Below are 21,644 nucleotides of genomic sequence, written 5' to 3'. Positions count from 1 at the left end.
AGCGGGCGTCTCGAGATCGACCAGCGTCAGAGCAGGAGGCTGCAGACCTGCCGTGCTGAGGACGGCGGGTCTCGATACGCCCCTGCGGGGCTACTCGACCAGCATGAAACGCAGGGTGGTCGAGTAGCTGCGGAGCGGCGTATCGAGACTCGCGCTCGTCGAGGGCTGCTCCGTCAGCGCGGAGTGCAGGGTGGTCGAGTAGCCGCGGAGCGGCGTATCGAGACTCGCGCTCGTCGAGGGCTGCTCGGTCAGCGCGAGAACGGGCCGCTCAGGGCCGCCCACTGCAGCAGCATGATCGTCTTCGCGTCGATGATCTTGACGCCGATCTGCGCGAGGGCCTCGTCGAAGGACAGCTCGACGAGCTCGGTGTCCTCGCCCTCGTCCGCGAGCCCGGCGTAGACGCCGTCGCTCGAGCCGGCGCGGTAGGGGCCGGCGTAGAAGTGCAGCATCTCGGTGATCGAGCCGGGGCTCATGAACGCGTCGAAGACGTGCTCGAGCCGGCCGACCTCGAGGCCGGTCTCCTCGGACGCCTCGCGGCGCGCGCCCTCCTCCGGACCGTCCTCGTCGAGCAGACCCGCCGGCACCTCGAGCAGCATGCCGTCGAGGTTGCCGTTGACGTAGGTGGGGTAGCGGAACTGCCGCACCAGCACGACGGAGCGCGCCTCGAGGTCGTAGAGCAGCACGGCCGCGCCGTTGCCGCGGTCGTAGGTCTCGCGGTGCTCGGTGGTCCAGCGGCCGTCGCGGTGCCGGTACTCGAACTCGGTGGTGCGCAGGACGTACCAGTGGCTGGAGAGGAGGGTCACCGACTTCACGACGACGTCGGGGTTGCCGGTGAGGTCGTGGCCCTCGCGGTCGAGGCCGGTGCGGCCCCGCGCGTCGGGGGCGTCGATGCCGGGGCGGGTCGGCGTGCTCTCGGAGTGCGACATCCCTCAGCGGAAGTTGACGAACTGGAGGTCGAGGTCGAGGTCGGCCCCGCGCAGCAGCGCCATCGTCGCCTGGAGGTCGTCGCGGCTCTTCGACGAGACGCGCAGCTCGTCGCCCTGGATCTGCGACTTGACCGACTTGGGCGCCTCGTCGCGGATCAGCTTGTTGATCTTCTTCGCCTGCTCCTGGTCGATGCCGTCCTTGAGCGTGGACTCGATCCGGTACTCCTTGCCAGAGGCGAAGGGCTCGCCCGAGTCGAGGCTCTTGAGGCTGATGCCGCGCTTGATCAGCTTGGTCTGGAAGACGTCGAGGATGGCGTTCGCCCGCTCCTCGGTGTTCGCCTTGATCAGGATCTTCTCGCCGCTCCAGGCGATCGAGGCGCCGACGTTCTTGAAGTCGTAGCGCTGCTCGACCTCCTTGTGGGCCTGGTTGAGGGCGTTGTCCGCCTCCATCTTGTCGACCTTGCTGACGACGTCGAACGTTGAATCTGCCATGCCTTCGAGCTTAGCTTTCGCACCTCCGCCGGGCCGATCCGGAGGCGCGCCTGGTACGAAGGGACGGTGCGCCGCCTCCCCGCCCTGCTGATCCTGCCGCTCGTCGGCCTCGTGCTGGCCGGCTGTACCCGCCCCGCGGAGCCCGCGATGGAGTACGAGGACGGCCTGCTGACCGTGCCGCCCGCGGCCGCCGCTCCCGCCGCCGCCGATCCGGCGCTGCTCGAGGACCCGGACGAGACGGCGGCGACGCCCGTCCGCCTGCTCACGAGCGGCGACTGGCTGGCCGGCACGGCGGAGGGCAGCGGGATCCCGGTGCGCGCGCTGACCGCCTACGCGGGCGCGGCGCTGCTGACCTCCTCCGTCGACCCCGGCTGCGGACTGGACTGGGCGACGCTCGCCGGCATCGGCTACGTCGAGAGCCGCCACGGCACGATCTTCGGCGGCGAGCTCGGCGAGGACGGGCGCCCGACCGAGCCGATCTACGGACCCTCGCTGGACGGCGCGCAGTTCGACCGCGTCGAGGACAACGACGGTGGAGCGCTGGACGGCGACCCCGAGACGGACCGCGCGATGGGTCCGCTGCAGATCATCCCCGCCACCTGGATGCGCTGGGCCTCGAGCGGCTGGGATCCGCAGAACGTCGATCAGCAGGCGGTGACCGCCGCGCGCTACCTCTGCCAGGCGGGCGGCGACCTGACCACGCAGTCGGGCTGGCGCGACGCGATCGCGGCGTACAACCCGGCGACGAGCTACGCGGGCAAGGTCGCCGAGGCGGCGTCACGCTATGCCGCGGCGGCGGGCTGAGGCCGATTTCCGATCCGGGGAGCGCGTGGGTATCCTTGTCCAGCGCCTTCGGTCGAGAGCATGACTCCCGGTCGGGTGCGCGACGGCGAGTTACCCTAGCGGCCAAAGGGATCTGACTGTAAATCAGACGGCGTAGCCTTCGGGGGTTCGAATCCCTCACTCGCCACAGCATCGAGACCGAACGACTGCACGATCGAAGCCCCGCACCAGCCTCCCGAGGCGGCGAGCGGGGCTTCCTCCGTTCCGCCGCCTCCGGAGGCGCAGGTCTCGATACGCCCCTGCGGGGCTACTCGACCAGCATGGGGAGGGCCGTCCGCCGCGGGGGTCGACTGCTGCTCGTCCGTCGCGGCGCCGTGCGCTCATGCTGATCGAGTAGCCCGCGCAGCGGGCGTATCGAGATCCACCCACGTCAGCAGGATGAGTCTGCAGACCCGCCCTGCTCATGACGGCGGGTCTCGATACGCGCCTGTGGCGCTGCTCGACCAGCAGGGGGAGGACCGTCTGCCGCGCGGCCGATCACTGCTCGACCGATGCAGCGCCCTGCCCGGCTGCCGATCGAGTCGCCGCGAGGAACTGCTCGAGGGACAGCGGGGCGCGGCCCGTCAGGCGCTCGACGTCGCCGGAGACGTGCTGCATCTCGCCGGCGGCGACGGCGGTGTAGGTGCTGATCCAGGCGTCGAGCTGCCAGTCGGGGGCGTTCCAGCGGCGGCGGGAGGCGCGCGCCTCCTCGAGGGTCTCGTCGACGAAGACCGCGGGGTGGCCGGCGGCGGTGAGGACGGCCGCGATCTCGTCGAAGGTGAGGGCCTCGGGACCGGTCAGCTCGTAGGTCGCGCCGCGGTGCTCCTCGGGGGCGCGCAGGATCGCGGCGGCGGCGCGGGCGACGTCCTCGCGGGCGACGATCGCCGCGCGGCCGGTGCCGGCCGGGCCGCGGATCGCGCCGTCGTCGCCGAGCATCGCGGGGACGAAGTCCAGATAGAGGTTGTCACGGAGGAAGGTCCACGACATCCCGGAGGCGCGGATCGCCTCCTCCGTCGCGGCGTGGTCGCGCGCGAGCGTGAAGGTCGCGGTGGGGGAGGCGCCGGCGAAGGACGTGTAGACGACGTGCTCGACGCCCGCGGCGGCGGCGGCCGCGACCATCGAGAGGTGCTCGGCGAGCCGGTCCTCGTTCTCGGCCGCGGACACCATCAGCAGGAGCCGGACGCCGTCGAGCGCATCGCCCGGATCGGTGAAGGACGAGCGGACGGCCGTCGCCCCCGGCAGCTCGGGCGCACGCGACGGGTCGCGGGCGAGGAGGCGGAGGGGGAGGCCGGCGTCGGCGAGCAGGCGCGCGACGCGGCCGCCCACCGCCCCGGTGGCTCCGGTCACGGCGATCGGGGGCTGAGGGGTCACGGCGGCGCTCATGCCCCCATGATCCTCCGCGGGCCCGGTCGCCGTCTGCCCCGCCTGCGTCCGTCCCCGCCGGACCGGCCGGTCCCTAGGCTGGACGCATGAGCGCCCACGCCTCCCTCCTCGCCATCGCCCGCTCGATCGCCGTCGAGGCGGCGCACCTCGCCCGGCAGCGCCGCCAGGACGGGGTCGAGATCGCCGCCTCGAAGTCGTCGCCGGAGGACGTGGTCACGGCCGCCGACCGCGAGGTCGAGCAGCTGATCCGCCGTCGGCTCGCCGAGGCGCGGCCGGACGACGGCTTCCTCGGCGAGGAGTCCGGCGCGGGCGGCGGGACGAGCGGACTCACCTGGGTCGTCGATCCGATCGACGGCACGGTCAACTACCTCTACGGCATCCCCTCCTACGCGGTCAGCATCGCCGTGGTCGAGGGCGAGCCGGAGCCGGAGACCTGGACGGCGCTCGCCGGGGCGGTCGTGAACGGCGCGACCGGCGAGGTCTACACCGCGAGCCGGGGCGGCGGGGCCGAGCGCGACGGGGTCGCGCTGCACGTCACTCCGCCCGCCTCGCTCTCGCTGGCGCTGGTCGGCACGGGCTTCGGCTACGACGCCGGGCGCCGGATGCGCCAGGGCGCGGTCGTGCAGGAGCTGCTCGGCTCGGTGCGCGACATCCGCCGCATCGGCTCGGCAGCGCTCGACCTCTGCGCGGTCGCCTCCGGGTCGCTGAACGCGTACTACGAGCGCGGTCTGAACCCGTGGGACCTCGCGGCGGGCGCCCTCGTGGCGGAGGAGGCCGGAGCGATCGTCGCCGGCTTCGACGGCCGCCCGGCGGGCAACGGGCTGCTGATCGCGGCCCCGGGGCCGGTCTTCAGCGAGATCGAGGCTCTGCTGCGGCGGCTGCGCGCCGACGAGGTCTGATCGGGGACCGGTTCCGCGCGGAGTCGGTGCATGCGCGCGCATGATCGCGCAGGATCCGAGCGCCGAGCGCGGATCCGGCGACGAGGATCCGGCCTCTGCGCGACCCGCTCTGGCCGGATCGGGAGTCCGTGGTTATCCTTTATGAATTCGTGACATTCGCACAGGATGCGGTCGCGGACCCCCGAGAAGCGCTTCGACTCCCTGGCGGAGCGCCGCTCGTCCCCTGCCCCCGACGGAAGATCCGGATTTCGTGAGCCCCGATTCGCCCTTGCCCGCTGCCTCCGCATCGACCCCCGGCGAATCCGTCCCACCCCTCACCCGTCGCGAGCTGCGCGAGCGCGAGCGCGCCCAGGCACTGGCCGCCGACGCGCAGGACGAGGGAGTGCCGGTCGCCCCGGCCGAGCTCCGCGACGCCGAGCTGCGGGTCGCCTCCGTCCGCTCCGCGCCACCGGCGCCCGTCTCCGCACCTCGCGTCGCACCGCTCCGGCCCGTGCGCTCCAGCCGCCGGATCGGCGGTCTCGTCGCGCTCTCGTTCGTCGCCGCGATGGTGGCCGCGACCTCGCTGCCGGCCACGTCGCTCCTCACGGCCGAGGAGGTGCAGGCGCAGAACCTCGTCGTCGCGCCCGGCGGCACCGTCGACCGCGGCGCGCAGTCGTTCACGACCGGCGAGGTCAGCGCCGAGACCGTCGCCCGCGACGGCTTCGGCGTGCAGGAGCGCAAGACGCAGACGGACATCGCGGCTATCGGCCGCACCTCCGACGCAGGCTTCACCAACGACCCGAACGCCTCGATCCAGTGGCCCTTCGCCGTCGGAGTGCCGGTGGGCGACCGCTTCGGCTACCGCAACTGCGCGGGCTGCTCGGTCAATCACGGCGGCACCGACTTCAACCCGGGCAACGGCTCGCCGATCCAGGCGATCGCCGACGGCGTGGTCCGCACCGTGATCGACGGCGAAGGCTCGCTCGGCGTGCACGTCATCGTCGACCACGAGATCGACGGCCAGCTCGTCTCGAGCGTCTACGCGCACATGCAGCACGGCAGTGCGGCGGTCAACGAGGGCGACCCGGTCAAGGTCGGCCAGCTGCTCGGCCTCGTCGGCACGACCGGCATGTCGACCGGGCCGCACCTGCACTTCGAGATCCGCCTCGACGGCGTGACCAAGGTCGACTCCTACCTCTGGCTCAAGGCGAACGCCGGGCGCTGAGCCGCCGCGGGCCCGCCCGCTCCCGTTCGATCTGCAGGCGATCCGCGTCGCAGCGCCCGTTCCGCCGCGGCAGCGCAGCCCGCGGCGGCGGATCACCTGCAGATCGAACTCTGGGACGTCAGTCTTGGCGTAGCCAGACCGTCGTGTCACCCGGCAGCGCCGGCTCGTGCAGCTCCTCGGAGGAGAGCACGACCGTGCCGACCGGCAGCTCCACCAGCGACGAGCCGGTGTTCGCGATCACGGTGACGCCGCCGTTGCGGAACGCCACGACGTCCTCCGGGTAGCCCTCGAGCCACTCGATCGTGCCCGAGCCGAGGTCCTCCGCGCGGCGCACCGCGAGGAGCTCCCGGTAGAGCTCGAGGGTCGACCCCTCGACGCCGGTCTGGCGGTCGCGCGCGAACGGCGCCCAGTCGCCGGGCTGGGGGAGCCAGGAGTCGCCGGAGTCGTTGAAGCCGTAGGCGGGCGCGTCGGCCTCCCAGGGCAGGGGCACGCGGCAGCCGTCGCGGCCGTAGCGCTCGCCGTTCGTGCGGAACCAGGTCGGGTCCTGACGTGCAGCGTCGGGCAGGTCGATCGCCTCGGGCAGGCCGAGCTCCTCACCCTGGTAGACGTAGGCGGAGCCGGGCAGCGCCAGCATCAGCGCGGTCGCGGCCCGCGCGCGGCGGAGGCCGAGCACCGGGTCGGGCAGGCCCGGGGTGCGCGGGCCGATGCCGTAGCCCTGCGGGTTGTCGGAGGTGAGGGCGAGGCGGCTGGCGTGGCGCACGACGTCGTGGTTCGAGAGGACCCAGGTCGAGGGTGCGCCGACCGCGGCGAACGAGCTCAGCGAGGAGTCGATGATGTCGCGCAGCGCGGGTCCGCTCCACGGCGTCTCGAGGTAGGCGAAGTTGAAGGCCTGGTGCATCTCGTCGGGACGCACCCAGCGGGCGAGCTTCGAGAGCGGCTGCACCCACGCCTCCGCGCAGAGCACGCGGTCGGCCGGGTACTCGGCGAGCAGCGCGTGCCAGTCGCGGTAGATCTCGTGCACGCCGTCCTGCGCCCAGTAGGGAGCGGTGACGGGCTCGGCGTCGTCGCCCGGCGCCACGCCTCCCATCGAGCCGCTGTCGGCGGGCGGGGTGTAGTCGGGCAGGCCCTCGGCCTTGATCATCCCGTGCGCCACGTCGACGCGGAAGCCGTCGACGCCGCGGTCCAGCCAGAAGCGCAGGACCTCGCGGAAGCGCTCGCGCACCCACTCGTCCGTCCAGTCGAAGTCGGGCTGCGAGGTGTCGAAGAGGTGCAGGTACCACTGGCCGGGGGTGCCGTCGGGCTCGGTGACCCGGGTCCAGGCGGGTCCGCCGAAGACCGACTCCCAGTTGTTCGGCGGCAGCTCGCCGGAGGGGCCGCGGCCGTCGCGGAAGAGGTAGCGCCCGCGCTCGTCGCTGCCGGCGGGAGCGGCCAGGGCGGCCTGGAACCAGCGGTGCGCGCTCGAGGAGTGGTTGGGGACGAGGTCGACGATCACCCGGATCCCGAGCGCGTGGGCGCGGGCGAGCATCGCGTCGAAGTCGGCCAGCGTGCCGAAGAGCGGGTCGACGTCGCAGTAGTCGGCGACGTCGTAGCCGGCGTCCTTCTGCGGCGAGGTCATGAACGGCGAGAGCCAGATCGCGTCGATGCCGAGCTCGGCCAGGCTGTCCAGGCGCGAGGTGATGCCGGGGAGGTCGCCGATGCCGTCGCCGTCGGCGTCCGCGAACGAGCGCGGGTAGATCTGGTAGATGACCGCGGTGCGCCACCACTCCGCACCGGGCCGGCCGGCCGCCTCCGGGAACGAGACGGGGGAGCTCCCGGGAGCAGGGGAGTTCTCGGGCGCGCCGGAGAGAGCGGAGTCCAGGGTCATGGCATCAAGGGTAGCGGGCGCCCCGGAAGCGCCCGGCCCGGCGCAGGCGCCGCCTGGCCTAGGGTCGACGGGTGAGCGAAGAGACCCCGGAAGCCGCCCGCGCCCGACGCCGGAGGGCCCTGCTCTGGGTGGTGCCGCTGCTCGTGCTGCTGATCGGCGGGCTGTTCGCGGTGACGCTCGCCGTCGGCGGCTACGCGCTGCGGACGATGACCGGCGGCTAGGCGGTCGCGGCCGGGCCGTCCTCGTCCTCCGGCTGCGGGGCGCTCGAGCGCTCGGCGGCCTCCTCGGACGCGTGCGCCGTCTCCGGACCGGTCGCCCGCGAGGCGTCGTCCGCGCGCTGCACGGCGTCGGCGAGCTCGTCCGAGACGAGGAACCCGGTGGAGACGGCCTCGGCCCGGTAGGCGGCGCGGCCGACCATGTGCGCCGAGATCGGCACGGTCAGCAGCTGGAAGCCGATCACCAGGACGACGGTGCCCGCGGCGGCGAAGCCGGGGTTCCGGATCGCGACGGCGAGCATCACGCAGATGATGCCGAGGACCTGGGGCTTCGTGCCCGCGTGCATCCGGGAGAGCAGGTCGTCGAAGCGGAGCAGGCCGATCGCGGCGACCAGCGAGAGCAGGGCGCCGACGGTGACGAGCACGGCGGTGACGACGTCGAGGAGCACGTCCATGTCAGTCCTCCTCGCGGTTGGCCATGAACTTGGCGACGCTGATCGAGCCGAACACCGCGAACAGCGCGAGCCCGAGCGCGACCGGCAGCGTCGTCGCGTGGTGGTTGATCGCCATCTCGGCGCCGAGTCCGCAGAGGATCGTGGCGACGAGCACGTCGGCCGCGACCACGCGGTCCAGGACCGACGGGCCGATCAGGATGCGCACGAGCGAGAGCAGGGCGGCCGCTCCGAAGATCGGCACCAGGATCCAGACGAGCCACTCGATCATCGGAGCACCCCCGCGTTCTCGCCGAGCGGCTCGCTGACCCGGGCGACGTCCTCGCGCGAGCCGATCGCGCGGACGATGCGCGCCTCGGTGCGCAGGACCGTGCGGCGGACCTCGTCGATCCGGTGGCCCTCGTCGTGAGTGACGCCGAGCACGTGCAGGTAGAGCACGTTCAGCTGGGGGTCGACGTCGATCACGAGCGAGCCGGGGACGAGCGAGACGGCCTCGGTCGTCCAGACCAGCATCCCCTCGGAGCGGCTGCGCAGGTGCACGGCCACGATCGCGTTGTGCACCGGGACCGGCAGGGTGAGGATCTGGTACGAGACGCGGACGGATGCGACCGCGATGTCCAGCGCGAGGCGCAGCAGGAAGACCAGCAGGTGCCAGGGGTTCACCCGGTTGGAGAACTCCACCGGCGGCAGGTAGAAGACGCGGGTGATGATCAGCGCGACCAGGAAGCCCGAGACGATCGAGAGCACCGAGACGTCGTCCCAGAGCAGCACCCAGATGCCGACGAGCGTCACGAACATCGCGAACCGGTTCCAGAAGTCGACGCGGCGGCGGGGGCTCATCGGGGGCCCTCCTCTCCGAAGGACGAGTCGCGGTAGACCGTGGCGATGTAGGTGGACGGGTCGGCGACCGCGGCGGCGGCCTGCTCGCTGGCGTCGTAGAGCGGGCCGGCGGCGATCGTGAGGCCCACGCCGAAGACGACCATGCCGGCGGTCGCGAGGACCATCATCGGCGGGGAGTGCCGGGTGCGGACCGTGCCCGTGTCGTGCGGGTCCTCCTGCAGCTGGTCGATCAGCGGGGACTCGTAGCCGGGCACCTCCTCCTGGCGGCGCCAGAACGCCATGTTCCAGACGCGGGCGACCGCGTAGAGGGTGAGCAGCGAGGTGACCGCGCCCGCGGCGATGACCGCCCAGATCAGCCAGGAGGGCTGGTCCGCGGCGGACTCGGTGCCGGCGACGAAGAGGCCGACCTTGCCGAGGAAGCCGGTGAAGGGCGGGATGCCGCCGAGGTTCATCGCGGGGATGAAGTAGAGCAGCGCGAGCAGCGGCGAGGCCTTCAGCAGACCGCCGAGGCGGAGGATCGAGGTGGTGCCGCCGACGCGCTCGATCAGCCCGGTCGCGAGGAACAGCGTGGTCTGCACGGTGATGTGGTGGATCACGTAGAAGATCGTCGCGGCGTAGCCCGCCTCCGTGCCGATGGCGATGCCGAAGACCATGTAGCCGATGTGCGAGACCAGCGTGAAGGAGAGCATCCGCTTGATGTCCGCCTGCGCGACGGCGCCGAGGATGCCGACCACCAGCGTCAGCAGCGCGACCACCATCAGCACTTCCGTGAGCCTGCCGCCCGGGAAGAGCAGCGTCTCGGTGCGGATCAGCGCGTAGACGCCGACCTTGGTGAGCAGGCCGGCGAAGACGGCCGTGACCGGCGCCGGCGCGGTGGGATAGGAGTCGGGCAGCCAGAACGACAGCGGGAAGACCGCGGCCTTGATCCCGAAGCCGAGCAGCAGCACCACGTGCAGCACGAGCTGGACGTCGGCGGGCAGCTCCGCGATGCGGATCGACAGCTGCGCCATGTTGACGGTGCCGGTGGCGCCGTAGAGCAGGCCGATCGCGGAGAGGAAGAACACGCTCGAGACCAGGCTGACGACGACGTAGGTCGTGCCCGCCCGGATCCGCGGCGCCGTGCCGCCGAGGGTGATCAGCACGTAGCTCGCCGCGAGCAGGATCTCGAAGCCGACGTAGAGGTTGAAGAGGTCGCCCGCGACGAAGGCGTTGAGGATGCCGGCCGAGAGGATCAGGTAGGTCGGGTGGAAGATCGTGACCGGCGTCTCGCGGTTGCCGTCGACCAGGCCCTGGCCGACCGAGAACAGCAGGACGCCGAGCAGCGTGACCGAGGTGATCACCAGCATCAGGGCGGCGAGCGGATCGACGACCAGCACGATGCCCCACGGCGGCTCCCAGCCGCCGACGTAGACCGCGCTGCCGCCCTCCTGGCCGGTGAGGACCAGGACGAGCAGCACGGAGGAGATCACCAGGACAGCGGACAGCGTGACGATGTTGACCGTGATCTGCGCGCGGCGGTGCCGGCCGAGCACGAGGGCGACGGCGGCTCCCAGCAGGGGGAGGGTGACGACGAGGGGGATCAGCACGTTCATCGGTCCTCCTTCCTGTCGTCGGTCATGGCGCTCTCGCCGTGCTTGGCGGCGGTGCCCTCGTCGCTCGATTCGAGCAGGACGTCCAGGGCCCGGTCGTCCGCGGTGGTCTGCGCCGAGATGCCGGCCGCGTCCGCGCGGACGGATGCGTCGGTCTCGTCGTCCTCGACCTGGTCGGCGTTGGCGAGGCGCCAGCGCCGGTAGATCATCGCGAGGAGGAAGGCGGACACCCCGAAGGTGATCACGATCGCCGTCAGGATCAGCGCCTGCGGCAGCGGGTCGGCCATCTCCTCGGCGATCTGCTCGTAGGAGCGGCCGTCGTCGGTGACGAACGGCGCGACGCCGGAGCGGCCCGCCATCAGCAGGATCAGGATGTTCGTCGCGTTGCCGACCAGGAGGAAGCCGATCAGGATCCGGGTGAGGCTGCGCTCGAGCATCTGGTAGACGCCCGCGGCGTACAGCACCGCCATCACGACGACGAGGACGAGGGTGATGCTCATGCGTCGTCCCCCCTGCCCGGTCCGCCGACGACGGTGGAGCCGGTCGGCAGCTTCGTCTCGAGGCCGTCGACGGTGCCGGCGCCGGGGCCGGGGGTGCTGTCGGTCGAGTGGGTGACGCCGTCGCCGGAGGGGTCGCCCTGCTCGGCCTCCTCGCCGTGGCGGTCGACCTCGCCGCCGAGGCTGCGGAGGATGTCGAGGGTCAGGCCGATCACGATCAGGTACACGCCGATGTCGAAGAGGGTGGAGGTGCCGAGGTGCAGCTCGCCGAGCACCGGCAGGTAGAGGTCGAGCCAGCTGGACTCGAGCACCTCGAGGCCGAAGGCGAGCGAGGAGACGGCCGTACCGACCGCGAAGAGCAGCCCGAGGCCGAGGACCTTGCCCGCGTCGATCGGCGCGGCCTCGCCGAGCTCGAACCGGCCGCCGGCCAGGTAGCGCGCGACGAGGGCGAGACCGGCGAGCAGGCCGCCCGCGAAGCCTCCGCCCGGGGTGTTGTGACCGGTGAAGAGCAGGTAGACCGAGACGATCATCGCGGGGTGGAAGAGCAGGCGCACCAGCACCTCGAGCACGATGGAGCGGTTCTCGGGGCGGAGCGTGCGGCCGGCGACCAGCCAGGAGCCGCGGTCGCCGGTCTTCTCCGCGTCGGCCGAGGGGGCGGTGAGGTCGGTCGCGCGCTCCTCGCGGTCGGCCGCGCTCTGGTGCTCGAGGCGCGGAGCGCCGCCGGCCCGGCTGGAGAGGAAGATCAGGCTCGCGACACCGGTCGCCACGACGACCAGCACGGAGATCTCGCCCATGGTGTCCCAGGCGCGGATGTCGACGAGGAGGACGTTGACGATGTTGCGCCCCTTGCCCTCCTCGTAGGCCAGGCGGGGGAGGTCGACGGAGATCGGGGTCGCGGTGCGGGCGCCGAGGGCGATCGTCGCCGCGAGGGCCATCACGGCGCCGACCGCGATGCCGATGACGGCGCGCAGGCGCTTGCGCATCGGCTGGTGCTTCTGCGCGATCCGGGTGGGGAGGCGGCGCAGCACGAGGACGAAGACGACCAGGGTGATCGTCTCGATCAGCGCCTGGGTGAGCGCGAGGTCCGGGGCGCCCTGAATGGCGAAGAGGGCGACCATCCCGTAGCCGGTCGCGCCGGCGAGCAGCACGGCGGCGACGCGGTTGCGCGCGACGGCGCAGAGGATCGCGGCGAGGATCATCACGGCCGCGACGGCGAGCTGGCCGGGCGAGTCCCAGAAGACGAGGTCGCCGGGCCAGGTGCGGTTCAGCGCCGCGGCGCCGCCGACTCCCAGCACGAAGACCGCGAAGATCACCGTGAGGTAGCGGGGGAGCGAGCCGCGCTGGACGAACTCGGTGACGGTGCTCGCGACGCGGTCGAGCCAGCGGACGGTCGCCCAGTAGCCCTCGGCGGAGTCGATGGTGTTCGGGACCCTGGACTGGATCCGCGCGACCGCGATCCGCTTGGCGAAGAGCAGCAGGCCGATCGCGATGACGATCGCGCTGAGCGCGAGGGCGGGCTCGAAGCCGTGCCAGAGCGCGAGGTGGTAGCCGCCGTGGTCGGACTCCTCGGCCGCCGCGGCGAGCTGCGGGTCGGCGTCGGGGGCACCGTAGGGGAGCGTGTCGGCGTAGACCGCGACGAGCGGGTCGAGCAGCGAGGCGCCGATGCCGCCGACGACGCTCACGACCGCGAGGACGACGGTGGGCGCGGTGAAGGTCCACGGCTCCGCGTGGAGGTGGGTGTCCTCGAGGCCCTTCTTGCGGGCGAACGCGCCCCAGAAGAAGCGGGCCGAGTAGGCGACGGTGAGGATCGAGCCGAGGACGAGGCCGATCAGTGCGACCCAGGCCCAGAACGAGCCCTGCTCGATCGCGGACAGCAGACTGGTGAAGACCGCCTCCTTCGCGACGAAGCCGAGCAGCGGCGGGATGCCCGCCATCGAGAGCACGCCGAGCAGCGCGGCGCCGGCGAGCACCGGGGTCTGGCGGCCCAGGCCGCTGAGCTTGCGCAGGTCGCGGGTGCCGGCCCGGTGGTCGACGATGCCGACGGCGAGGAACAGCAGCGCCTTGAAGAGCGCGTGCCCGATCAGCAGGGTGAGGCCGGCGAGGGCCGCGTCGCGCGAGCCGAAGCCGACCGCGACGGTGAGGAAGCCGAGCTGGCTGACGGTGCCGTAGGCGAGGACGAGCTTGAGGTCGTACTGGCGGAGCGAGCGCCAGCCGCCGACGAGCATCGTCCAGACGCCGACGCTGACGATCACGGGGAGCCACACGGCGTCGTCGGCGAAGCCCGGCGCGAGGCGGGCGACCAGGTAGATGCCGGCCTTCACCATCGCGGCGGCGTGCAGGTAGGCGCTGACCGGGGTGGGCGCGGCCATGGCGGCCGGCAGCCAGAAGTGGAAGGGGACCAGCGCCGACTTGGAGAAGGCACCGAGCAGCACGAGGACGAGCGCGACGGAGACGATCGGGCCGGAGGGGGCCGCGGCGACGATGCCCGCGAGGCTCGAGGTGCCCGACTCGACGATCAGGATGATCACGCCGACGAGCATCGCCAGGCCGCCGAGGGTGGTGACCAGCAGGGCCTGGAGGCCGGCTCCGCGGCTCTCCTTGCGACCGCTGTAGTGCCCGATCAGCAGGTAGGAGAGGACGCTCGTCGCCTCCCAGAAGACGAAGAGGATGATCACGTCGTCGGCGGTGACCAGCCCGTACATCACGCCGGCGAAGGCGAAGAGCAGGGCGGCGAACCGGCCGAGCGACGGCTCGTCGCGCTTGAAGTAGCTGCCGCAGTAGGCGAGGACGAGGGCGCCGACGCCGCTGACGACGAGCGCGAGGACGATCGAGAGCGCGTCCAGCCGGAACGAGAGCGAGATGTCGAGGGAGGGGATCCACGGGACCTCCTCGCGCAGCTCTCCGCCGGCGAGGACCGTCGGCAGCGAGGCGGCGGTCGAGACGAAGGTCGCGGCCGGCACGAGGGCGAGGGCGTAGAAGACCTTCGGACCGAAGCGGTCGACGATCCACGGCGTGATCACCGCGAGGGCGAACGTGATCGCGAGGGTGAGGAGCATCACACAGTCCTCCCCGGTTCCACTCAGCACAGTTGTCCAGACAAGGATAAGGGAGGGCAGGCGGCGGGAACCTGAGTGCGGACGGGCTTGACGACCCCCGTTCCCTTACCGTGGTGCGCATGGCCCGCTCACTGCTCCCCGCCCAGACCTGCCGGATCCGCGTGCTCGACGTCGCGAGCGGCGAGGTCACCACGGTCTTCTCCTCCGACTCGCTCCTCGTGGAGGCACCGAACTGGTCGCCGGACGGGTCGTTCCTGGTGGTCAACGGGGACGGCGGGCTGTTCCGGCTGCCGCTCGGGGACGCGCCGGTCGGTCCCGCCGGGCTCCAGGCGATCCCGCTCGACGGGGTGCCGGACGAGCTGAACAACGACCACGTGCTCGCTCCCGAGGGCGGGACGGCGTACGTCTCCGCGCGCGACGGTCACCTCTACGCGGTGGCCCTGGACGGCTCGGCGCCCGCCCGGCGGGTCACCTCCGCCGGGCCCGTGCCGCGCTTCAAGCACTACCTGCACGGCGTCTCGCCCGACGGCCGACTGCTCGCGCTGATCGGCGGCGGCGAGGACGCCACCGGCCGCTGGGTCACCAACGTCTACACGATGCCCGCCGAGGGCGGCCCGCTCACCGCGCTGACCGACGACGAGCACCCGGACGACGGCGTCGACTTCTCCGCCGACGGCGAGTGGCTGCACTTCAACTCCGAGCGCGAGGGCGGCGTCGCCCAGCTGTTCCGGATGCGGCGCGACGGCTCCGGGGTCGAGCGGACCGTGGAGTCGGACACGGTCGACTGGTTCCCGCACGAGTCGCCGGACGGCGCGCACCTGCTGTACCTCGCCTACCCCGCCGGGACGGCCGGGCACCCGGAGAACCTGCCGGTCGAGCTGCGGCTGCTCGCGCTCGAGAGGCGCCCGGCCGGCGACACCTCTCCGGGCCGGGTGGTGCAGTCGCTCTTCGGCGGCCAGGGCACGATCAACGTCGCGGGCTGGTCGCCGGACGGGGCGCGCTTCGCCTACGCCGACTACCCGCTCGGCGGCTGACGCCCGCCGCCCGGAGCGGCTGCGCGAGGCCCGCCCCACCTTCGGCTCGTGGAACCTGCTCCGGCTCGCGAGAACCGGCCGTTCCGGCGTGCCGGAGTCGGTTCCGCGTGCCGGAGGGTCCGCCGGTGCGCACCTCCGGCTCGTGGAACGTGCCCGGGCTCGCGAGAACCTGCTGTTCCGGCGTGCCGAAGGAGGTTCCGCGTGCCGGAGGTACTGCTCGGCGCCGGGTGGCTGAGTGCTTGCTCCGCATGCGCGGCGGGGGATCGGCAGTGCGGCCCGCGGCGAGTTGAATCGGGGGATGACGATCGACAGCGCAGCTCCGTCCCACGACTCCCTCACCCGCACGCCCCTGGGCGACTCCGGCCTCGAGGTCTTCCCGCTCTCCCTCGGCGGCAACGTCTTCGGCTGGACCGCCGGGAAGCAGACCTCCTTCGACGTCCTCGACGGCTACGTCGCCGCGGGCGGCGACTTCATCGACACCGCCGACTCCTACTCCGCCTGGGTGCCCGGCAACCACGGTGGTGAGTCCGAGACGATCATCGGCGAGTGGCTCTCGCGCCGCTCGGGCTCGCGCGACGACGTCGTGATCGCGACCAAGGTCAGCAGGCACCCCGAGTTCACCGGCCTCGCGCCCGACAACGTCCGCCGGGCCGCCCGAGCCTCGCTCCAGCGCCTGCGCACCGACCGGATCGATCTCTACTACGCGCACTTCGACGACGACGCCGTCCCGCTCGAGGACATTGCCCGGGTCTTCTCCGAGCTCGTCGACGACGGCCTCGTCCGCGCGATCGGAGTCTCGAACTTCAGCGCCGACCGCATCGCGGAGTGGCTGCGCCTCGCGAAGGAGGAGGGCCTGCACGCGCCGGTCGCCGTGCAACCGCACTACAACCTCGTCGAGCGCGGTATCGAGGCGGACGTCCTGCCGCTCGCCCGCGAGGCCGGGCTCGCCGTCGTCCCGTACTACGCACTCGCGTCCGGCTTCCTGACGGGCAAGTACCGCGACGGCTCGACGCCGGACAGCCCGCGCGCCTCGGGCGCCGCGCAGTACCTCGACGCCCGCGGGCGCCGCGTGCTGGCCGCCCTCGACGCGGCAGCGGCCGCCCACGACGCCGAGGTCGCGACCGTCGCCCTCGCCTGGCTGCGCTCGCAGGACGGCGTCGCCGCCCCGATCGCGAGCGCCCGCGTCATGGAGCAGCTGCCCGCCCTCCTCGCCTCCGCGACGCTCGAGCTGACGGCGGAGGAGCTGGCCGCACTCGACACGGCGAGCCGCTCGTAGGCGGGTCTCGATACGCCGCTGCGCGGCTGCTCCATCGGCGCCTTCATGCTGCTCGAGTAGCCCGCGGAGCGGGCGTATCGAGATCCACCCCGCCCGGACCACCCCCTCCACCCCGCGGTCAACACGGCCCCGTGGAGGTGCTATCGTCTAACGGTGCCAAATCGCGGGCACGCCCCGAGAGGGGCAGTCAGACCCGCAGGTGCGCCCCCTTAGCTCATTGGTAGAGCACTTCCTTGGTAAGGAAGAGGTAGTGGGTCCGATTCCCACAGGGGGCTCCGTTCCCGGCAGGCCAGCCTCCGGAAACGTGCGGCGGGGTAGCTCAGGTGGTTAGAGCACACGGCTCATAATCGTGGTGTCGCGGGTTCAAGTCCCGCTCCCGCTACATCGAGAAGGCCCCGGTTCGCACGTCGAGCCGGGGCCTTCGTCGTCCCCGCTGCACCCCCTCCGCGAGATGCCACTTGTGCACGCGACACGCCGTGAAAGGCGTGCACGAGTGGCATCTCGCGGAGACGGCCGGTCGTCAGAGCGTCGAGATCGTGCGGTTCTCGATCCGGAGGACGCCGTCGCACTCGGCGAGGAAGTCCGCCTCGCCGTGCATCGTCAGCAGAACGGTGACACCCTGGGCCACTCGCTCGCGGAGGACTTCCTTGACGACCGCGACGCTCTCCGTGTCGAGCGCGGTGAACGGCTCGTCGAGGAGGAGCACCTTCGGGTCCTCCATCAGAGCCTGCGCGAGGGACAGCTTCTGCTTCATGCCCGAGGAGAAGGTGCGGACCGCTGAGCGCCCCGTGCTCTGCAGACGTACCGAGGCGAGCGTCGCGCGGATCTCCTCGATCCCGATGCGCTTGCGGATCGCGGCCAGTCGTATGAGGTTCCGCTCCGCGGAGAGGCCTGCGATGTAGGCGGGGCCGTCGATCGTGATCCCGAAGCCGTCCGGGAACGTCCGCCCTTCAGGCGAGATCGAAGGGTCGACGCTGATGCTGCCCGAGTCCGGCCTGAGGAAGCCGCAGAGCAGTCGGAGCAGGACCGACTTCCCGGAGCCGTTCGGACCGAGGAGGGCGTAGAGCCCGCCTCGGCGCAGCTCGAACGCGACCTCGCTGTAGAGCAGATTCCCGCGGATGCTCTTGGACACACCCTCGACCGTGATGGCGTTCGTCATGAGCGACCTCTTTCTGTTCTTGGATGCCTCTCGACCAGTCGAGACGCGATGACTGCTGCGATGAGGACGATGCAGGCGCTCCCCAGCGCCAGCGCCGTCCCGTGGAGGACGCTCGGCCAGCCCCCCGCGCTCCTCCACAGACCCGCGATGCCGAGCGGGTTGCCCTCGAGGAGCTCGCTCGGCAGGAAGGCCAATCCGGCCGAGAAGGCCGCGGGGGCCGCGCCCGATCCGGCGAGCGGCGCGAAGGCGGAGGCGGCGACCGCGACCAGTGTCAGCTGCAGCGTTCCGTTCACCAGGAGCTGATAGCCCACCACCGGGTCGACGAAGGACGCGAGCTCGCCGGGGGCGCCCCGCAGGAGCGCCTCGGCACCGGCCAGAGCGCCGACGAGCGCGCTCACTCCGAGTGCACGGGCGAGGAGCCCTGCGCCGAGTCGCCGATTCCGAGCGCCGCTCGATCCGAACCGGATCAGCTCGCAGCGGAGGATCGGGCGCCGGGGATCGAGCTCGCTGAGCTGCCAGGTCATCGCGAAGCCCGTGACGACGAGGACGGAGAACAGGGTGGGTGCGAGAGCGCCCACTGGGCCCGCGAAGAGAGGACCGAGGACTCTTCCCTCGACCCCGGGTGCCGGATTCCCCTCGGAGACCGACTGGAGCCCCGTCGGCCCGAGCGCGGCCGTGCCGAGGAGGAGGACGTACGCCGCCCATCCGGCACCCCAGGACCGCGCCGCTCCGGACAGCCGGTGATCCTGGACCCGGACGGCGCCGAGGAGGACGACCTCGATCGAGAGGAGGACGACGACGGCGGCCAGCACGCCGAACGGCCGCCCGAGGTGGAGCGAGGAACTGGAGAGGAACGCCGAGCTGACGGCGGAGTCCCTCGGGAGTCCCCCCGCCGCCGAGACGGCGAACCAGCCGAGCAGCACCGTCGCCGCCGGCCCGACGAGGACACTCCCGCCTGAGAGCACCCAGCAGGCGGAGAGGAGGGACCCGATCGTCGCGAGGAAGAGCAGGAGGAGCGGGAGCTGGAGCAGCACTCCGACGGGCGGGGGCAGCGCAACGTCCGAGAGCAGCGCACTCACCGATCCGGGCACGCGCGCGACGTCGTTCACCAGCCCGAGGGAGCACACCCAGCACGTCGTCAGCACACCGAACAGGACGACCGCAGCACTCGCCGCGTCGCTGCGCAGGAGGACGAGGAGCACGTTCTTGAGGGATCCTGCCCGAATGCGCACGGTTTCCGGAGGGAGGGACCTCGACGCCAGGAAGAAGGCGATGCACCACGGCGCTCCCAGTCCGTAGCAGACGAAGAGCGGGTCGTTCACGACTTCGACCGCCACGTCGACGAATCCGAACGAGGAACCCGACGCGGTCCAGAGCATCCGCTGGTGGATCGAGTACGCGGCGGCAGCCGCGAGCGCCCAGCCGGCGAGCAGCAGGCGGACACGGCGGGAGAGCGAGGCGATCATGTCAGCGCCGGGAGTCGCTGGGCTCTGCCGAGGACCCGCCGTGCGGCGAGAACCGTCGCGGCTCCAGCGACCGCGAGCGGCAGGACCATGATGCCGATCGGTGCCTGATCGAGACCGAACGGGAAGGCTCCGTACATGAATCCGAGAAGTGGATGGTCGACCAGAGCGACAGCCATCGTCTCGACGAAGAAGATCACTGCGGGCAGCACCATCGCCGGCCCCAGGTTCTTCAGTGCGACCAGTGCGAGCACCCCGGCCACCGCCGTGATCGCGCCCCAGGCACCCAGCACCGAGGAGTAGCCGATCAGGTACACCGGCCACCCGAAGGCGAGCAGCTGCGAGTAGTTCACGCGCTCCAGGGCGTTCCGTTCCACCTCGTCCGGTGCGAGTCCGTACACGACCGGATCGATGAAGGGCGCACCCAGCTCCGGCCAGATCCCGAAGGCGATCAGTCCGGGAAGGAGTGCGGCGACGAAGCCGAGCACGAATCCTCCGAGGGCGACACTCATCATCCGGGTCGCCAGGTAGGACCGGAGATCCGTCCGCGCGCGGACGAGGACGACGAACCTGTTCCTGATCTCGGCAGCGGTGCCGCTGCAGCAGGCCGTCGTGATGAAGACGGGGAAGAGAATGATCATCGGGGAGATCATGAACTGGGAGTAGACGTCCAGCTCATCGCGGTAGACACCGCCGCCCACCTCCGCCAGCCCGAGAGCCGTCGGACCGAGGACGAGGATCGCACCGAGGAGCGCCTGCGGCCAGCGCAACGACGACCGCAGATCGGTGAGGACCAGTGCGAAGCGCGACGGCACGGTCGTGTCGATGGTCGGGTTCCGGCTCTACCAGGCCTGCCACTGACCGCGCACGTGCACCTGATAGATGGTGAAAGGAGTCGTTCGAAGCGCGGACGTGAGAGTCTCGGTACCCGCCGCATAACTGTTCGGGAGCCCGTGGACGATGTTGTCGTCGGTGATCGAGAAGATCTTCGTGCCTTTGTCGCAGTTGACGAGCGCCTGGCACATCTGCGCGTCCATCTTGTAGTCGCTGCCGATCTCCCGGAGCTGGATGGTGCCGTTGCGATTCGACTCGTACTTCGTCTGGTAGGTGGTCGACGTCGGCGACTGGAACCCGCCGGCGTTCTTGTCGAAGCTGTCAGCGAAGACGTTCGCCTGCGCCGTCGCCGCCATTCCGACGCTCAGCAGGACTGCTCCTGCGATGGAAGCGATTCGTGTCGATCTCTTCATGGCCGTCCCTCGATCCGTCGGTCGGACCCAGCGCCGCAACCACATTTATATGACCACTCAGCGAGCAAATGTCACATACCCTTCTTCGAGGGTCAGGCGAGCAGCTGCGTACCGGCCTGTGCTCAGCACGGCCGACCGGTCGGCCTCCGGCGAGGACCGCTCCGCCTGCCGACCCTCTACGGCGCGCCCGCTTCGTCCCTGCTGCGCGGGCCGCACCCCCTCCGCGAGATGCCACTTGTGCACGCGACACGCCGTGAAAGGCATGCACAAGTGGCATCTCGCGGAGCTCATCGTCGGCGCGCTGTCGGATGCTCGAGGAGCGGCTGGGTAAGGTAAGCCTCACCAAATCCGGCGGTGCGTCCGCCCGCAGTACGGAGGCTCCGCATGGCCCGCTCGTCCGCCCCGACCCGCCCCACCGATCCGCAGGTCGTCACCGTCGAGGTCGTCCGCACCGCGCGCGTGACGCCGGGGATGCAGCGCGTCACCTTCGGCGGGCCCGGGGTCGCGCTGCTGCACCCGCTCGGCCACGACCAGTGGTTCCGCCTCTTCCTGCCGCGGCCCGGGCAGGAGGCGCTGCGGCTGCCGACTCGCTCGAGCGCGCTCTGGTACGCGCAGTACCTCGCGATGCCGAAGGCGCAGCGGCCGGTGGTCCGCAACTACACCGTCCGCCGCTACCGGGCCGAGGGCGCCGACGGCGGACCCGAGATCGACGTCGACTTCGTCGTGCACGGCGAGCCGGGGGAGTCGGGGCCCGCCGTGACCTTCGCCCTCACCGCCGCGGTCGGCGACCGGGTCGGCATCCTCGACCAGGGGCTCGGCTACCGCCGGGCCGACGGCTCCGACTGGTGCCTGCTCGTCGCCGACGAGACGGGTCTGCCGGCGGTCGCGGGCATCCTCGCCTCGCTGCCCGAGGACCGCGCCGCGCACGTCTTCCTCGAGCTGCCCTCCGAGGCGGACCGCCAGCCCGTCGTCGCGTCCGACGCCGTCACTCTGCACTGGCTGCCGCGCGCCGACGCGCACGCCCGTCCCGGCGAGCACGCGCTCGCCGTCCTCCGCGATGCGACCCTGCCTGCGGGCCGCCCCTCCGTCTTCGCCGTCGGCGAGTCCTCCCTCGCCACCGGCGCCCGCCGCCACCTCGTCGCCGACCGCGCCGTCGACAAGCGCGCCATCACCTTCATCGGCTACTGGCGCCACGGCGTCGCCGCCCCCTGACCACCGCCTCCGCG

22 protein-coding genes and 3 tRNA genes are annotated in these 21,644 nt (G+C 71.8%); 10 read left to right on the top strand and 15 right to left on the bottom strand.

Annotated elements, in window-relative coordinates:
• Nucleotides 1-90: 90 nt before the first annotated feature.
• The 3 genes from MT353_RS06130 to MT353_RS06120 are packed head-to-tail and all read right to left on the bottom strand — an operon-like array spanning nt 91 to nt 1,418.
• Nucleotides 91-282, bottom strand: a complete 192-nt coding sequence (locus MT353_RS06130) for a hypothetical protein (protein ID WP_243623859.1) — start codon at nt 280-282, stop codon at nt 91-93.
• Nucleotides 249-926, bottom strand: a complete 678-nt coding sequence (locus tag MT353_RS06125) for an NUDIX domain-containing protein (RefSeq protein WP_243623858.1) — start codon at nt 924-926, stop codon at nt 249-251. Before MT353_RS06125 ends, MT353_RS06130 begins: the two co-directional genes overlap by 34 nt.
• Before the next feature lie 3 nt (nt 927-929).
• On the bottom strand, nt 930-1,418 hold the full coding sequence (locus MT353_RS06120; RefSeq protein ID WP_123447856.1) for a YajQ family cyclic di-GMP-binding protein: 489 nt from the start codon (nt 1,416-1,418) through the stop codon (nt 930-932).
• Nucleotides 1,419-1,484: 66 nt separating this feature from the next.
• On the opposite strand from MT353_RS06120, the gene MT353_RS06115 reads away from it, so the two are divergent.
• Together MT353_RS06115 and MT353_RS06110 are read left to right on the top strand one after the other, a co-directional pair.
• Complete coding sequence (locus MT353_RS06115; RefSeq protein WP_243623857.1) at nt 1,485-2,222, top strand: hypothetical protein; 738 nt, start codon at nt 1,485-1,487, stop codon at nt 2,220-2,222.
• A gap of 84 nt (nt 2,223-2,306) precedes the next feature.
• A tRNA-Tyr gene (locus tag MT353_RS06110) sits at nt 2,307-2,388 on the top strand.
• 350 nt (nt 2,389-2,738) lie between these two features.
• Here the strand turns inward: MT353_RS06110 and MT353_RS06105 are convergent.
• A complete protein-coding gene (locus MT353_RS06105) occupies nt 2,739-3,623 on the bottom strand; it encodes an SDR family oxidoreductase (RefSeq protein WP_123737417.1) in 885 nt (294 codons plus the stop codon).
• A gap of 86 nt (nt 3,624-3,709) precedes the next feature.
• On the opposite strand from MT353_RS06105, the gene MT353_RS06100 reads away from it, so the two are divergent.
• Both MT353_RS06100 and MT353_RS06095 read left to right on the top strand, forming a co-directional pair.
• Nucleotides 3,710-4,522, top strand: a complete 813-nt coding sequence (locus MT353_RS06100; RefSeq protein WP_243623856.1) for an inositol monophosphatase family protein — start codon at nt 3,710-3,712, stop codon at nt 4,520-4,522.
• 268 nt (nt 4,523-4,790) lie between these two features.
• Nucleotides 4,791-5,726, top strand: a complete 936-nt coding sequence (locus tag MT353_RS06095) for a M23 family metallopeptidase (RefSeq protein ID WP_279400575.1) — start codon at nt 4,791-4,793, stop codon at nt 5,724-5,726.
• Nucleotides 5,727-5,844: 118 nt separating this feature from the next.
• Here MT353_RS06095 and MT353_RS06090 read toward each other — a convergent pair whose 3' ends face one another.
• Nucleotides 5,845-7,590, bottom strand: coding sequence for an alpha-amylase family glycosyl hydrolase (locus MT353_RS06090; protein WP_243598327.1), 1,746 nt, complete (start codon nt 7,588-7,590; stop codon nt 5,845-5,847).
• Nucleotides 7,591-7,661: 71 nt separating this feature from the next.
• Between MT353_RS06090 and MT353_RS06085 the strand changes: the two genes are divergently transcribed.
• Nucleotides 7,662-7,811, top strand: a complete 150-nt coding sequence (locus MT353_RS06085) for a hypothetical protein (RefSeq protein ID WP_159422145.1) — start codon at nt 7,662-7,664, stop codon at nt 7,809-7,811.
• On the opposite strand, the gene mnhG is transcribed toward MT353_RS06085, so the two are convergent.
• The 6 genes from mnhG to MT353_RS06055 are packed head-to-tail and all read right to left on the bottom strand — an operon-like array spanning nt 7,808 to nt 14,239.
• On the bottom strand, nt 7,808-8,260 hold the full coding sequence (gene mnhG, locus MT353_RS06080) for a monovalent cation/H(+) antiporter subunit G (protein WP_243623855.1): 453 nt from the start codon (nt 8,258-8,260) through the stop codon (nt 7,808-7,810). The two genes, MT353_RS06085 and mnhG, sit on opposite strands and share 4 nt — an antisense overlap.
• Before the next feature lies 1 nt (nt 8,261).
• Complete coding sequence (locus tag MT353_RS06075; RefSeq protein WP_123447850.1) at nt 8,262-8,528, bottom strand: monovalent cation/H+ antiporter complex subunit F; 267 nt, start codon at nt 8,526-8,528, stop codon at nt 8,262-8,264.
• The gene (locus MT353_RS06070; RefSeq protein WP_123737413.1) at nt 8,525-9,097 is read right to left on the bottom strand and encodes a Na+/H+ antiporter subunit E; all 573 of its coding nucleotides are present in this window, start codon (nt 9,095-9,097) and stop codon (nt 8,525-8,527) included. Before MT353_RS06070 ends, MT353_RS06075 begins: the two co-directional genes overlap by 4 nt.
• Entirely contained in the window at nt 9,094-10,689 is a 1,596-nt protein-coding gene (locus MT353_RS06065; protein ID WP_123447848.1) for a Na+/H+ antiporter subunit D, read from the bottom strand. Before MT353_RS06065 ends, MT353_RS06070 begins: the two co-directional genes overlap by 4 nt.
• A complete protein-coding gene (locus MT353_RS06060) occupies nt 10,686-11,186 on the bottom strand; it encodes a Na(+)/H(+) antiporter subunit C (RefSeq protein ID WP_243598330.1) in 501 nt (166 codons plus the stop codon). Before MT353_RS06060 ends, MT353_RS06065 begins: the two co-directional genes overlap by 4 nt.
• Nucleotides 11,183-14,239, bottom strand: a complete 3,057-nt coding sequence (locus tag MT353_RS06055; RefSeq protein ID WP_243623854.1) for a Na+/H+ antiporter subunit A — start codon at nt 14,237-14,239, stop codon at nt 11,183-11,185. Before MT353_RS06055 ends, MT353_RS06060 begins: the two co-directional genes overlap by 4 nt.
• A gap of 119 nt (nt 14,240-14,358) precedes the next feature.
• Between MT353_RS06055 and MT353_RS06050 the strand changes: the two genes are divergently transcribed.
• The 4 genes from MT353_RS06050 (at nt 14,359) to MT353_RS06035 (ending at nt 16,931) form a co-directional block, all read left to right on the top strand.
• Nucleotides 14,359-15,273 (top strand): biopolymer transporter Tol, encoded by a 915-nt coding sequence (locus MT353_RS06050; RefSeq protein WP_243623853.1) that lies wholly within the window; start codon nt 14,359-14,361, stop codon nt 15,271-15,273.
• A 298-nt stretch (nt 15,274-15,571) separates the two neighbouring features.
• Nucleotides 15,572-16,549 (top strand): aldo/keto reductase, encoded by a 978-nt coding sequence (locus MT353_RS06045; protein WP_243623852.1) that lies wholly within the window; start codon nt 15,572-15,574, stop codon nt 16,547-16,549.
• A gap of 203 nt (nt 16,550-16,752) precedes the next feature.
• Nucleotides 16,753-16,824: transfer RNA gene (locus tag MT353_RS06040), tRNA-Thr, on the top strand.
• A gap of 33 nt (nt 16,825-16,857) precedes the next feature.
• Nucleotides 16,858-16,931 (top strand) — tRNA-Met (locus MT353_RS06035).
• Nucleotides 16,932-17,069: 138 nt separating this feature from the next.
• Here the strand turns inward: MT353_RS06035 and MT353_RS06030 are convergent.
• From MT353_RS06030 to MT353_RS06015, 4 genes are read right to left on the bottom strand one after another with little or no spacing between them, the layout of a single operon-like run.
• Entirely contained in the window at nt 17,070-17,708 is a 639-nt protein-coding gene (locus MT353_RS06030; RefSeq protein WP_243623851.1) for an ATP-binding cassette domain-containing protein, read from the bottom strand.
• Nucleotides 17,705-19,174 carry a hypothetical protein gene (locus MT353_RS06025; protein ID WP_243623850.1) on the bottom strand — a complete coding sequence of 490 codons (1,470 nt, stop codon included), beginning with the start codon at nt 19,172-19,174 and terminating at the stop codon, nt 17,705-17,707. Before MT353_RS06025 ends, MT353_RS06030 begins: the two co-directional genes overlap by 4 nt.
• On the bottom strand, nt 19,171-19,986 hold the full coding sequence (locus MT353_RS06020; protein WP_243623849.1) for a hypothetical protein: 816 nt from the start codon (nt 19,984-19,986) through the stop codon (nt 19,171-19,173). The genes MT353_RS06025 and MT353_RS06020 overlap by 4 nt, the downstream gene beginning before the upstream one ends.
• Nucleotides 19,987-20,013: 27 nt before the next feature.
• On the bottom strand, nt 20,014-20,418 hold the full coding sequence (locus tag MT353_RS06015; protein ID WP_132437558.1) for a hypothetical protein: 405 nt from the start codon (nt 20,416-20,418) through the stop codon (nt 20,014-20,016).
• A gap of 384 nt (nt 20,419-20,802) precedes the next feature.
• Here MT353_RS06015 and MT353_RS06010 point away from each other — a divergent pair, with 384 nt between their 5' ends.
• Nucleotides 20,803-21,630 carry a siderophore-interacting protein gene (locus MT353_RS06010; protein ID WP_243623848.1) on the top strand — a complete coding sequence of 276 codons (828 nt, stop codon included), beginning with the start codon at nt 20,803-20,805 and terminating at the stop codon, nt 21,628-21,630.
• The last annotated feature ends 14 nt before the right edge of the window (nt 21,631-21,644 follow it).

This window comes from Rathayibacter sp. VKM Ac-2927 (assembly GCF_022815525.1).
GTDB classification, from domain to species: Bacteria; Actinomycetota; Actinomycetes; order Actinomycetales; family Microbacteriaceae; genus Rathayibacter; species Rathayibacter festucae.
Note: the sequence above shows the minus strand (reverse complement) of the source record. Positions and strands in the feature narration are given on the sequence as shown.